This is a genomic window from Cupriavidus sp. YAF13, assembly GCF_052113425.1.
In the GTDB taxonomy this organism is placed as follows: Bacteria; Pseudomonadota; Gammaproteobacteria; order Burkholderiales; family Burkholderiaceae; genus Cupriavidus.
This window is the reverse complement of sequence record NZ_JBFRDD010000046.1, coordinates 39,374-52,304: the sequence shown is the minus strand read 5'-3', so window position 1 is coordinate 52,304 and position 12,931 is coordinate 39,374. Positions and strand designations below refer to the sequence as shown.

Here is a 12,931-nt window from a genome sequence, read left to right as displayed (position 1 = left end):
ATCTACCGTGGCTGGCGGCTTCCGAAGAGCGTTCGAGAAGCTGCTGCTGGCATCGATAAAGTGCAAAGGTAGTAAGATTTACAGTTCATGGGTCATTGCTGCTTGCGTGTGAACGCAACCGCGTCAGGTTGACTCGTCCGCAACCGTGGCAGGAGCCCCCTTTGTTCGAACGCGCCAGACAGCACTTCGCAGCGCTCACCACCCGCGCCGGGTTTCACTCGTTGCGTCTCGTCCGCCAGACCGGCGAGCACTGCATAATGCGGCGCGGCATCGCCGAGCCGCCATCCTTCATGCAGGACATGGGCGCCATGCTCAGCGTGCGCGTGGATGGCGTGGAGGCCTACGCCGCCACCAGCGATCTCAGCGTGGCCGGATTGCAGCGCGCGCTCGACAGCGCCGAAGCACTCGCCCGGCGGATCGCCGGGCGGGGCCTGGTCGACCTGCGTGGGCTGGAGCCGCCGCAAGGCCAGGCCCGCTACGAATCCCCTGGCCTGCATGGCGCGTTCCCCGGGCTGGCCGAGCGCTTCGCCCTGCTGGCGGCGGTATCCGCCAGCGTGCCCGCCGATCCGCGGCTGGTGAACTGGCTGGTTTATCTCGATCACCAGCGCCACGAGCAGCTCTACCTGAATAGCGCAGGCGCCGAGCAATGGCAGGCGCTGCGCTTCGTCTATCCCGGCATCAGCGTGACCGCCTTCGACGGCAGCGACAGCCAGACCCGCAGCTTCGGCGGCTTCGGCAGCGGCCAGCAGGGCGGGGCGGAGGTCATCGCGCGGCTCGGCTTTGCCGGCGCCGCATCGCGGGTGGCGGACGAAGCCTTGCAGTTGCTGCTGGCGCCAAACGCGCCGAGCGGCCCTACCGACCTGCTGCTGATGCCGGACCAGATGATGCTGCAGATCCACGAATCCATCGGCCATCCGCTGGAACTGGATCGCATCCTCGGCGACGAGCGCAATTACGCGGGCACCAGCTTTATCGGGCTGGAGGATTTCGGCCGCTACCAGTACGGCTCGGACCTGCTCAATATCAGCTTCGACCCGGGCATCCCCGAGGAACTGGCCAGCTACGGCCACGATGACGAAGGCCAGCCCGCGCAGAAGGCATTCCTGATCCGGGATGGCCTGCTGTTGCGCCCGCTGGGCGGCGCGCTGTCGCAATGGCGCAGCGGGCTGCCGGGCGTGGCAAACAGCCGGGCCTGCAACTGGAACCGCCCGCCCATCGATCGCATGGCCAACCTCAACCTGGAGCCGGGCGACCGCACCATGGCGCAACTGGTCGGCGGCATTGAACGCGGCATCCTGATGTCGTCCAACCGTTCGTGGTCCATCGACGATGCGCGCAACAAGTTCCAGTTCGGCTGCGAATGGGGGCGCCTGATCGAGGACGGCGAGCTCAAGGGGGTGGTCAAGAACCCGAACTATCGCGGCGTTTCCGCGAATTTCTGGCGCAGCCTGGCTGCGGTTGGCGATGCCAGTACCTTCGAGGTGCACGGCACGCCGTACTGCGGCAAGGGCGAGCCCAACCAAGTGGTGCGCGTCGGCCATGCTTCGCCGGCCTGCGTGTTCAAGCAAGTGGAAGTCTTTGGAGGCGCCGCGTGATGGCGGATGCGCAGTCGTTGTTTGCGGCGCTGGCCGATGATGTGCGTAAGGCGCTGGGCGAGGGCGAGGCCTTCACGCTGTGGTACAGCGCGGAGGAGTCGGAGTTCATCCGCTTCAACCGCGCGAGGGTGCGCCAGGCTGGACAAGTGCGGCAGGCCACGGCCCGGCTCCAGCTGATCCGCGACGAGCGCCACGCCAATATCGGCGTCGCGCTGTCGGGCGATCCCGCGACCGATCGGCAGCGCCTCGCCGACGGCTTGCTGCGGTTGCGCGAGGCCATCGGCCAGTTGCAGCCGGACCCCTACCTGATGCTGGAGCGCGAGCCCTGGCAGCGCACGCTGGCCGATGCGGCCGCGCCGCCGGACACCGCCGAAGTGCTCGCGCAGATCGAAGAGGCCGCGCATGGGCTCGACCTGGTCGGCATCTACGCCGCCGGCCCGCTCTACCGTGGCTTCGCCAGCAGCTTCGGCGCTTTCGGCTGGCATGCCGCGCAAGGCTTCCACTTCGACTGGAGCCTGTTCCACGAAAACGGCCAGGCCGTGAAGGCCGACTACGCGGGCTCGCGCTGGGACGCCGCCGAGTTCGCCAGCCGCTTTGCACAAGCGCGCCAGCAGCTGGAGCACCTGGGCAAGCCGCAGCGCGTGCTGCCGCCCGGCGCCTACCGGGCCTACCTGGCCCCCGCGGCCCTCGATGAAGTGCTCGGCATGTGTTCCTGGGGCGGCTTCTCGGCCCGCGCGCTGGCGCAGAAGGAAAGCCCGCTGCAGCGGCTGTACGATGGCGGCGCCCGGCTTAGCCACTTGCTCGACCTGGACGAACGCGCAAGCGGCACACTGGCTCCGGCCTTCGGCCCCGAAGGCATTCCACGCAGCGACGTGACGCTCGTGCAAGCGGGGCGGCCAGCTGGCCGCCTGGTCTACCCACGCAGCGCGCGCGAGTACGATCTCGCTGCCAATTCCGCCAGTGCCGGTGAGGCGCCGCAGTCGCTTGCCATGGCGGCCGGCAAGCTCGCGCAGGACGACGTGCTAGCGGCGCTCGGCACGGGCCTCTATATCGGCAACCTCTGGTATCTCAACTGGTCCGATGCGCCGGCGGCCCGCATGACCGGCATGACGCGCTTCGCCACGTTCTGGGTGGAAGATGGCCGCATTCAGGCGCCGCTTGGCACGATGCGCTTTGACGACAGCATCTACAGCTTCCTGGGCGAGCACCTTGAGGCGCTGACCAGCGAGCGGCAGTTACGGGTGTCGAGCAATACTTATGGCGAGCGGCAGACCGATTCGGCGCTGTTGCCAGGTGCGCTGACTGGAAAACTCACGTTGACGCTCTGAGCGGGTGAGGCGCTAGCGCACAGGCTCCTCAGCTTTGCCTGAACGGCATCCTCGAACGCAAAAAGGGCTGAGTCACCATGGCCTCGTAAGCCGCCGGCTCAGGAATTCCTCGAAGTCCTGGACTTGCCCGCGGAATGACTACCTGCAAGCCGGCCGGGAGCCCCGCTCAAACCGGTTCCCGCGCCGCATCCGTCAAATACTGAATCAACGTCTCCGCAAACTGCGGCAACTCCCGCCCTGGCCGGCGCACCAGGCGCAGATCGCGCTTGGCCCATTCATCCTCAAGCGGAATAAACCGCAGCACCTTGCGGCTGGCATAACGCCGCGCGCAGCTATTGGGCACGATGGCAATGCCCGCGCCTGCTTCCACCATCCGGCACACGGCGTCGAAGCTGCCCAGCTGGATGCGCAGGCTGATGCGCTTGCCCATGCCGCTGGCGATGCGATCCAGGAAGGACTGGATGGCGCTGAACTGGTTCAGGCCCACGAAGCGGCAGGTATCCAGCAGGTCTGCAAAGTGCAGGCTGGTGAATTGCGGCAGCGGGTGGTTGACCGGCGCGATCACGATCAGTTCGTCGCTGCAGAGCTGCATGACCTCCAGGTCATTGGTGGCGACCTCGCCAGCGACGATGCCAAGATCCGCGGCGCCGGCACTGATGGCCGAGACGATGGCCTGCGAGAGTTGCTCTTCCAGTTCGACATCCACATCCGGGTTCTCCGCCAGGAAGCGCGACAGCGCGGTGGCGAGAAAGGAATTGGTGGCGGTAGTGTTGGCCAGCAGGCGCACGCGGCCTTTGACGCCTTTGGCATAAGGGCGCAGGTCGGAGTGCAGGCACTCCAGTTCGCGGAACACTTCGCGCGCATGGCGCAAGAGGGCGTCGCCGGCGGGCGTCAGGCGCACGCCCTTGACCTGGCGGATCAGCAACTGGGTCTGGAAGGCCTCTTCCAGTTGCTTGATGCGGGTGCTGGCGGCGGGCAGGGAAAGGAAGCTGCGCTCGGCGGCGCGGGTCAGGTTTTCGGTTTCGCCGACGTTGAGGAACAGGCGCAGGTCGGTCAGGTCGTAATGCATGTGTTTCGCTGGGCCAAAGGCCTCTTTTGTCAATCGTGAATAGCAATGTCCCCGCCGTCAATTTATCGTATTCGGCGTGGCAAGAGAACCATAAAGGCAGGCTCGTCCGTATTGCGCGGGCGGTTACCGGCTTGCCTCGTGCAAAGGCGGCACAAAACCCGGGCTGCCGGGCCACCGGGCCGCCGCGCAGCCACCCAGGAGACGACACATGACAGTTCGGCGCTACAGCGCAAGCAGGCTGGCGGGCGTGGCCACCATGCTGGGCGTGGCCACCTTGGCCACCATGGGCGGCGCTGCCGCGGCCGACTATCCGGACAAGCCGGTGCGCCTGATCGTGCCCGCAGCGGCGGGAGGCACCACCGATATCGCTTCGCGGCTGGTCGGCAAGCGTCTCTCCGAGCTGCTGGGCCAGCCCGTGGTGGTGGAAAACCGTGCCGGCGCGGCCGGCATCGTCGGCGTGCAGGCGCTGCGCCAGGCCGCGCCAGACGGCTATACGCTGATGATGGGCAATATCGGCCCCAATGCCATCAACTACGGCCTGTACAAGCAACTTCCCTACCGTGCCGAGGACTTCGCGCCGATCACCATGGTGGTCTCGGTGCCCAATGTGCTGGTGGTCAACGCCAAGGTGCCTGCCCGCAACGTGGCGGAACTGGTGGCGCTGGCCAAGTCCCAGCCGGGCAAGCTCTCGTTTGCCTCGTCGGGGACCGGGCAATCGGTGCACCTGTCCGGCGAGCTGTTCAAGAAGCGCACCGGCATCGACATCATCCACGTGCCGTACAAGGGTGCCGCGCCGGCCGTGGCCGACCTGGTTGCCGGGCAGGTGACGATGATGGTGGACAACCTGCCCAGCTCGCTGCCGCATATCCAGTCCGGCAAGCTGCGCGCGCTGGCGGTGACCAGCGCCACGCGCGTGGCGGAGTTGCCCGATGTGCCCACCATGAAGGAAGCCGGCCTCGATGACTTCCAGGTGACCGCGTGGTTCGGCCTGGTGGCGCCGGCGGGCACGCCGGCCGCGGTGGTCGCGCGCCTGCAAAAGACAGTGGCCGGCATCCTGGCCGAGCCCGAAGTGAAAACGCGCCTGGCCGATCTCGGCGGCGTGCCGGGCGGCGACACGTCCGCGCATTTCGCCAGCTTCATCGACGCGGAGCGCGTGCGCTGGGCCAAGGTGGTGAGGGACACCGGCATTCCACAGCAATGAGGGCGAGCCCGAAGCATGGCACGCAACACCACAGCACAACGCAACGACAGGGGAAGGCATGGAAGCAATGAAAGCGCGCCACCGCAGGTCATGGCTACAGGCCGTGCTGATTGCCCCGCTCGCGGTGGGGCTGCTGGGCGCGAGCGCTTCGGCGCTGGCCGACAGCTGGCCCAACAAGCCGATCCAGTTGCTGATTCCCTATCCGCCGGGTGGCAGCGCCGACCTGCTGGCGCGCCCCGTGGCGGCCAAGCTGCAAGAGCGGCTGGGCCAGCCCGTGGTGCTCGACTACCGGCCCGGCGCCGGCGGCACCATCGCCTCGCAGCAACTTGCGCGTGCCAAGCCGGACGGCAACACGCTGATCCTGGTGCTGGCCGCGCATGCCATCAATGCCAGCCTCTATCCCAAGCTGCCGTATGACACCCGCAAGGATTTCGCGCCGGTATCGCTGGTGGCCAACCTGCCGCTGATTCTGGCCGGCAGCCCCTCGCTGAAGGCCAGGACCGTGCCTGAGTTGATCGCCGCGGCCAAGGCCGCGCCGGGGCAGCTCACGTTTGCCTCCGCGGGCAACGGCAACACGGGCCACCTGGCCGGCGAGCTGTTCGACAGCCTGGCCGGCGTCAAGATGACCCACGTGCCGTACAAGGGCAGCGCGCAGGTGGTCAACGCCATGCTGGCTGGCGAGGTGCAACTGACCTTCGACAGCATTTCCACCTCGATGCCGCATATCCGCAGCGGCCGCCTCAAAGCGCTGGCCGTGACCAGCGCCAGGCGCGCCACGCTGGCGCCGGACGTGCCCACGCTGTCCGAGGCCGGCGTGCCCGGCTTCGACATCAATGGCTGGTACGCGGTGCTGGCGCCGGCCGGCACGCCGAGCGCCATTGTCGAGCGGCTCAGCAAGGAGATCGCGGCTGTATTGACCCAGCCCGAGCTGCGCGCGAACCTGGCCGCCAACGGCTATGAGCCGGTGGGTTCCACGCCGGCGGCGCTGGGCGCGCATATCGATGCGGAGATCGCGCGCTGGAGCAAGGTCGTGAAGGACTCGGGCGCACGCCTGGAATAAGAGATCAACCAGAAAAGATCAACCAAAACCCGGCCTGGCGCGTGCCAGGCCGCCGAGCAAACAAAGGTGCAGACAGGGGTATGAACATGAGTGGAGTGATGGCAGGCAAGGTAGCGCTGGTGACTGGCGCGGGTGGTGGCATCGGGCGCGGCGTAGCGCTGGAACTGGCCAAGGCCGGCGCCAAGGTGGTGGTCAACGACATCGGCGTATCGCTCACAGGTGAAGGCGGCGATGCCGGCCCCGCGCAGCGCGTAGTCGATGAGATCGTCGCCGCCGGCGGCATTGCGGTAGCCAACACCGATAGCGTATCGAGCTGGCAGGGCGCCAACGCGATCGTGCAATGCGCGATCGACAACTTCGGCCGCATCGATGCCGTGGTCAACAACGCCGGCAACCTGCGCGACCGCATGTTCTTCAAGATGAACGAGGAAGAATGGCGCTCGGTGATCGACGTCCACCTCAACGGCACGTTCTTTGTCAGCCGCGCCGCCGCCAACCACTTCAAGGACCAGGAGAGCGGCGCCTACGTGCACATGACTTCCACCTCCGGCCTGATCGGCAACCTGGGCCAGGCCAACTACTCGGCCGCCAAGCTTGGCATTGCCGCGCTGTCGAAGTCGATCGCACTGGACATGGCTCGCTTTAACGTGCGCTCGAACTGCATCGCGCCGTTCGCCTGGAGCCGCATGACCAGCTCGATCCCCTCCGAGACCCCGGAAGAAAAGGCGCGCGTCGCCAAGCTGCAAAAGATGGAAGCCAACAAGGTCGCGCCGATGGCCGCCTTCCTCGCCAGCGATGCCGCGCATGAAGTCAACGCGCAGATCTTTGCCGTGCGCGCCAACGAGATCATGCTGATGAGCCAGCCGCGTCCGGTGCGCTCGGTCCACATGAGCGAAGGCTGGACCCCTGAATCCATTGCCGAGATCGCCATCCCCGCCATGCGCAACAGCTTCTACAAGCTCGAGCGCTCGCCCGACGTGATCAGCTGGGACCCGATCTGACGCTATGCCGCTCGACTACAACCGCATCAAGAACTGGGACTTTCCGGAGGTCACGCAAACCTACGGCGAGAAGGATTCCATCCTCTACGCGCTGGGTCTTGGCCTGGGCGAGCAGCCCACCGATCCGCGCCAGCTGCGCTACGTCTATGAAGCGCAGCTCAAGGCCTTTCCAACGCAGGCCGTGGTGCTGGCCTATCCCGGCTTCTGGATGCAGGACCCGGCGAGCGGCATCGACTGGGTGCGCATCGTCCACGGCGAGCAGCGCCTGCGCCTGCACCGTCCGCTGCCGGTGTCCGGCACCGTGCGTGCGCGTGCACGGGTGACCCATGTCATCGACAAGGGGGCCGACAAGGGCGCGCTCGTGATCGTGGAGCGCACGCTGGTGGATGCGGCCACCGGCGCCGAACTGGCCACCGTGAACCACACCACCTTCTGCCGCGCAGATGGCGGCTTTGGCCAGGGCGATACCGCGCCCGAAGCACTGCCGGCAGCGCCGGCCCGCGCGCCGGATGCGGTTCGCAGCCAGGCGATCATGCCGCAGGCCGCGTTGTTGTACCGCCTCAATGCCGATCCCAACCCGTTGCATGCCGATCCGGAAGTGGCGCGCGCGGCGGGCTTCGATGCGCCCATCCTGCACGGCCTGTGCACCTATGGCGTGGCGGCGCGCGCGCTGGTCGATACCTTCGCCAGCGGCGACGGCGATCAGCTGCTCGAACTCAATGTGCGTTTTTCCCGCCCGGTATTTCCCGGCGAAACCCTCGAAGTGCGCATGTGGCGCGAAGGCGGTGGGCGCGTGCTGTTCGACGCCCGCGTGCCCGCGCGCGACGTCACCGTGCTCAGCAACGGCGTAGCGGAGTTCCGTGCATGACAACAAGGGCAACAACCATGAAGAGCGCGCTCGACGGCGTACGTGTGCTGGACCTCTCGCGCATCCTGGCCGGCCCCTGGTGCGCCCAGAACCTGGCCGACCTCGGCGCCGAGGTGATCAAGGTCGAGCGCCCCGGCGTGGGCGACGACACCCGCTCCTGGGGCCCGCCCTGGCTGCCCGACGGCGACGGCAAGCCCTCGCGCGATGCGAGCTACTACGCCGGCGCCAACCGCGGCAAGCGCTCGGTCACGCTGGATATCGCCAGCGCGCAAGGGCAGGCCATCGTGCGCGAGCTGGCGGCAAAATCGCAGATCGTACTGGAGAACTATAAGGTCGGCGACCTGAAGCGCTATGGCCTGGACTATGACAGCCTCAAGGCCATCAACCCGGCGCTGGTCTATTGCTCCATCACCGGCTACGGCCAGGAGGGCCCGAGCGCGCACAAGCCCGGCTACGACTTCATCTTCCAGGGCATCGGCGGCCTGATGAGCATCACCGGCGAGCGTGACGACCTGCCCGGCGGCGGCCCGCAGAAGGTCGGCGTGGCCGTGGTCGACATGCTCACCGGCATGTATGCCACCGTGGCCGTGCTGGCGGCACTGCGCCATGCCGAGCGTACCGGCGAGGGGCAGCGCATCGATATGGCGCTGCTCGATGCGGTGGTGGCGATCGGGGCGACGCCAATCCTGGCGCAGAAGATCACCGGAAAGACGCCACAGCGCTTCGGCAATGCGCATGCGAACATGGTGCCGTACCACGTGTTTGCCACGGCGGATGGCTACATGATCGTGGCCGCTGGCAACGACGGGCAATGGCAAGGGTACTGCCGGGGCGTGGAGCGCCCGGACCTTGCCACGGACGAACGCTTCACCACCGGCACCGGGCGCATCGTCAATCGCGATGTGCTGGTGCCGCTGCTCGAATCCCATATGCGCACTGGCACGACCGCGCATTGGGTGCAAGCGCTGGAGCGCGAGGGGATTCCTTGCGGGCCGATCAACGACTATGCGCAGGTGCTGGAGGATCCGCAGGTCAGGTACCGTGAACTGCAGGTGGATATGGTGCGCAGCGACGGCGGGGTTTGTCCCACGGTGAAGAGCCCGTTGCGGCTTTCGGCTACGCCGGTCAGGTATGACGCGGCGCCGCCGCGGCTGGGGGAACATACCGAGGCGGTGCTGGGCGAGGTGCTGGGGATGTCGGCGCAGAGGATTGCGGCGTTGCGGGGCCAGGGCGTGGTTTGAGTGCCGTTGCGGCGAGCGGATGCCATTCCCGGATTCGCTGGCCGCTACGTCCCTGGTTCCCAGCCCACCGGACATGATCCATATCAAGCCTCGCGTGCCCGGTTAACGGCACAATGTCCCTGAACTCCCCAGCGTCCCAACTCCCATCCAAGGTGAGGCCCATGTTTCCTGAATTCCGCGATCAGATATCCATCCTCAAGACCCAGGACGCCCACTTTGCGCGGCTGTTCACCCGCCACAACGAACTGGACCATGAGATCAAGAACATGGAGGCGGCAAAGGTTCCCGCAGATGGCACCGCCATCGAGATCCTCAAGAAGGAAAAGCTGCACCTGAAGGACCAGCTCTACGTCATCCTGCGCAAGGTCTCGGCTTCCTGAAGCCCATTTCAAATCCGCCAATCGAAAGGTCATCCCATGTTCAAACATATCCTGCTCCCCATCGACGGATCGGAACTCTCGCAAAAGGCTTTCCCGGCCGCCGTCGAGTTCGCGCGGACGACCGGCGCCAAGCTGACCCCGTATATGTGCCTCGAGGAGTATCCGTTCCTGATGTCCAGCGACGCGGGCCATGAGAAGAAGTCGGTCTTCGAGCATCGCATCGAGGCCGCGGCGCGCGAGGAGCTGGCCAAGGTGGAATCGGCCGCGGCACTGGCCGGCGTGCCGTGTTCGGGCGCCACGTCCATTGCGTCCGCGCCCTATCGGGGCATCATCGGCATGGCGAAGGAACTGGGCTGCGACGTGATCTTCATGGCGTCGCATGGGCGGCGTGGCATCAGCGGCCTGCTGCTCGGCAGCGAGACCCAGAAGGTGCTGACGCATAGCGATATTCCGGTGCTGGTGTTCCGCTGAGCCGGCCAGGGGATTTGTGATTTGTTGCGACGCACTAGCGGCGCAATCTCCCCGCGTCACACGGATCCCGCCGACCCGAGCGCTCGCCGGCGACTCGACGGGATCTTCATCTTCATCTTCATCTGCCGCGCCCAGGCACTCAGGCCGCGGACTCCATCATCTGCCGCTGCCGGTATTCGCCCGGCGCCACGCCCGTCCATTTCTTGAACGCGCGATGGAACGTGCTGGGTTCTGAAAACCCCACGCGCAGGGCCACCTGCTGCAGTGCAAGGTCCGTGTGTTCCAGGAAGGCGATGGCCGCGTCGCGGCGCAGGCTGTCCTTGATGCTCTGGTAGCCGCGCCCTTCGTCGCGCAGGCGGCGGCGCAGGGTTTGCGGCGTCAGGCGCAGGGTCTCGGCCATTTGTTCCAGCGAGGGCAGTTCGTCATCGAGGTGGCAGCGCAGGTGGCGCCGGATGCGCTCGGCCAGGCAGGAGTCATCGCGGTAGCGGGTGAGCAGGTTGCGCGGCGTGTCGTTCAGGAAGGCTTGCAGGCTGCTGGCGTCCTGGACTACGGGCAAGCGCAGCCAGCTGGCGTCGAAATGCAAGGCCGTGTGCGGCTGGCCATAGCGGACCTGGGTGTTGAATACCCGTTCGGTGTCGGTGAGCCGGGATGGCCCGCGCGCCGGTTCCGGCGCGCGCGCGGCCAGGTCGACGCCGGCGAGGGGGATGCGTTGCGCCACCAGCCAGTTGGCCACCCCGTAAGCCTGGAAGGCGAAGGTGGACTCCGCGTACTGGCGGCACGCCGTGGCGGGCGCGCGAGGCAGCAGGAGCAGGGTGGCGCGGCCGTCGCGCTGTTGCAGCCGCGGCACGAAATCGGCCAGGTGCAGGCGATACTGGTTCAGCCCGGCGCGCATGGCGTCTTCCAGCGTGGCGCAGTGGATCAACGCCTGGCAGGCCTGGGCGAACACGCCCGGCGCCACGGGCCGGCTGAGCAAGCCCCAGAACTCGTCGCGCGTGACGCGCCGCATCGAGCGCATCAGCGCGGCAAACTGGCCCTCGCTCACGCGCGCGTTGGGCGACTGCAGCAGCGCGGGCGAAATGGCGGCGCGGCGCAGCAGGGCGTCGATGTCGCAGCCAAGGCGGCGTGCGCCTTGCACGATCTGGTGCAGCTGCAGCACGGAAATGGTGTGGCGCGTGGGCGGCTGGGCGGCGTCGGCGCGCGGCGCCTCTTGCTGGCGCGCGCTTAGCGCGCCAGCTGCGCCCGGTGTGCCTGGCGGGAGGGAACTGAGCGGCACCGTCATCGATGGCGGTGCGGATGCCCTGAGTGCGGCGATTTGCATGGTCTCCTCGTCTCAACGGACTCCCCGGTCCTGTTCCGGATCTACCCTGGGCTGCATCTCGCTGCAGTGCACCGCTGCATCGCTGCACTGCAGCGCAACGGGCGGGCTCGCCGGACCGCTGCCGGTTCTGTGCCGGCTATGTGCGCCAGTTGACCCGATGCTGCGCCCCAGCACAATCCGGATTTACCAAAGGCAGGCTTTTCCCTGAACGATTCGGCCAATCATTTTGGGCCGAAAGGTCATTGTCCACGCAGTGCACCATCGCGCAATCTCATCCCTTGCCGGCCTGCGCACCCGCAGGGCGCGGCATGGCGGTTCACGAGGGGGGAGGCAGGATGCAGATAGAACGTCGCAGGACCCTGTTACGGCTTGGCGCGGCCTCGTTGGCCGCTGGCGGCAGCATCTCCGGGATCGCCAGCGCGCTCGCGCAAGGCGCACTGCCCACCGGATACCCCGCCAAGCCGGTGCGGCTGGTGGTGCCTTATCCGGCGGGCGGCGCCACCGACGTGCTCGCCCGCGCCATTGCCGCGCCGCTGGGCCAGCAGTGGCAGCGCACGGTGGTGGTGGAAAACCGCCCGGGCGCCAGCGGCATGATCGGTGCCGATGCGGTGGCCAAGGCGCCAGCCGATGGCTACACCTTGCTGCTCACGCTGACCAGCGTGGTGCAGTTGCCCAGCCAGTATGCAAAGCCGCCCTTCGACCCGATGCGCGACCTGGTCGCGCTGTCGGAGCTGGCGACTTCGCACCTGGTGCTGGCCGCCAGTTCGTCCATGCCGGGCAGCCTCGCCGAGGTGGTGCAGATGGCGAAGGGCAAGCCGAAAGGATATTCCTACGGCACCTACGGTACCGGCAGCGGTGCGCACCTCTATATGGAAGTGTTTACCGGCGCCGCCGGGCTGGACATGATCCATGTCCCCTACAAAGGCGAGGCGCCGCTGCTCAACGACCTGCTGGGCGGCCAGGTGTCGGTGGGCACCATCTCCGTGATGGGGATCAAGCCGCATGTGCGCACCGGCCGCCTGCGCGCGCTGGCGGTGGTGGGCAACACCCGGGCGCCCATGCTGCCCGAGGTGCCGACCTTCCAGGAACTGGGCTACAGCGGCCTGGACGGGCCTGGCTGGTTCGGCCTGTTTGCCCCGGCCGGCACGCCCCGGCCGATCGTGGACAAGGTGTCGGCGGACGTGAACGCCATCCTGGCCACGCCCGATATCCGCCAGCGCATGACCGACCTTGGCGTGATCGTCAAAGGAACCCGGCCGATGGAGTTCGCCGAGGTGGCGCGCGCCGACCAGGCTTACTGGAACGGCGTGATCCGCAAACTCAATATCCGGCTCGACTGAGCCTGCAGCATTTCCCAACTCTCTCTTTCTCTCTTGCCCGTTCGGGGCGGATTCAGGAG

Annotated in this window: 12 protein-coding genes; 10 read left to right on the top strand and 2 right to left on the bottom strand. The window is 67.1% G+C overall.

Annotated features, from left to right (window positions below; translation table 11 throughout):
- Positions 1–161 precede the first annotated feature (161 nt).
- Complete coding sequence (locus AB4061_RS30090; protein ID WP_441639868.1) at positions 162–1,595, top strand: TldD/PmbA family protein; 1,434 nt, start codon at positions 162–164, stop codon at positions 1,593–1,595.
- The gene (locus AB4061_RS30085) at positions 1,595–2,923 is read left to right on the top strand and encodes a TldD/PmbA family protein (protein WP_441639867.1); all 1,329 of its coding nucleotides are present in this window, start codon (positions 1,595–1,597) and stop codon (positions 2,921–2,923) included. The genes AB4061_RS30090 and AB4061_RS30085 overlap by 1 nt, the downstream gene beginning before the upstream one ends.
- Positions 2,924–3,089: 166 nt before the next feature.
- Here the strand turns inward: AB4061_RS30085 and AB4061_RS30080 are convergent, their stop codons facing one another.
- Positions 3,090–3,992, bottom strand: coding sequence for a LysR family transcriptional regulator (locus tag AB4061_RS30080; RefSeq protein ID WP_441639866.1), 903 nt, complete (start codon positions 3,990–3,992; stop codon positions 3,090–3,092).
- Positions 3,993–4,200: 208 nt separating this feature from the next.
- Between AB4061_RS30080 and AB4061_RS30075 the strand changes: the two genes are divergently transcribed.
- From AB4061_RS30075 to AB4061_RS30045, 7 genes are all read left to right on the top strand, one after another.
- A complete protein-coding gene (locus AB4061_RS30075; RefSeq protein WP_441639865.1) occupies positions 4,201–5,193 on the top strand; it encodes a Bug family tripartite tricarboxylate transporter substrate binding protein in 993 nt (330 codons plus the stop codon).
- Positions 5,194–5,251: 58 nt separating this feature from the next.
- Positions 5,252–6,253 carry a tripartite tricarboxylate transporter substrate binding protein gene (locus tag AB4061_RS30070; RefSeq protein WP_441639864.1) on the top strand — a complete coding sequence of 334 codons (1,002 nt, stop codon included), beginning with the start codon at positions 5,252–5,254 and terminating at the stop codon, positions 6,251–6,253.
- A gap of 86 nt (positions 6,254–6,339) precedes the next feature.
- Positions 6,340–7,254, top strand: coding sequence for an SDR family NAD(P)-dependent oxidoreductase (locus tag AB4061_RS30065; RefSeq protein ID WP_441639885.1), 915 nt, complete (start codon positions 6,340–6,342; stop codon positions 7,252–7,254).
- A 4-nt stretch (positions 7,255–7,258) separates the two neighbouring features.
- The gene (locus AB4061_RS30060) at positions 7,259–8,122 is read left to right on the top strand and encodes a MaoC/PaaZ C-terminal domain-containing protein (RefSeq protein ID WP_441639863.1); all 864 of its coding nucleotides are present in this window, start codon (positions 7,259–7,261) and stop codon (positions 8,120–8,122) included.
- Positions 8,119–9,363 (top strand): CaiB/BaiF CoA transferase family protein, encoded by a 1,245-nt coding sequence (locus AB4061_RS30055; RefSeq protein WP_441639862.1) that lies wholly within the window; start codon positions 8,119–8,121, stop codon positions 9,361–9,363. The genes AB4061_RS30060 and AB4061_RS30055 overlap by 4 nt, the downstream gene beginning before the upstream one ends.
- Positions 9,364–9,524: 161 nt before the next feature.
- On the top strand, positions 9,525–9,743 hold the full coding sequence (locus AB4061_RS30050; RefSeq protein ID WP_441639861.1) for a YdcH family protein: 219 nt from the start codon (positions 9,525–9,527) through the stop codon (positions 9,741–9,743).
- 36 nt (positions 9,744–9,779) lie between these two features.
- Positions 9,780–10,214, top strand: a complete 435-nt coding sequence (locus AB4061_RS30045) for a universal stress protein (RefSeq protein WP_174423784.1) — start codon at positions 9,780–9,782, stop codon at positions 10,212–10,214.
- A gap of 139 nt (positions 10,215–10,353) precedes the next feature.
- Here the strand turns inward: AB4061_RS30045 and AB4061_RS30040 are convergent, their stop codons facing one another.
- Positions 10,354–11,532, bottom strand: a complete 1,179-nt coding sequence (locus tag AB4061_RS30040; protein ID WP_441639860.1) for an AraC family transcriptional regulator — start codon at positions 11,530–11,532, stop codon at positions 10,354–10,356.
- Positions 11,533–11,867: 335 nt separating this feature from the next.
- On the opposite strand from AB4061_RS30040, the gene AB4061_RS30035 reads away from it, so the two are divergent.
- Complete coding sequence (locus AB4061_RS30035; protein WP_441639859.1) at positions 11,868–12,872, top strand: tripartite tricarboxylate transporter substrate binding protein; 1,005 nt, start codon at positions 11,868–11,870, stop codon at positions 12,870–12,872.
- Positions 12,873–12,931 lie beyond the last annotated feature (59 nt).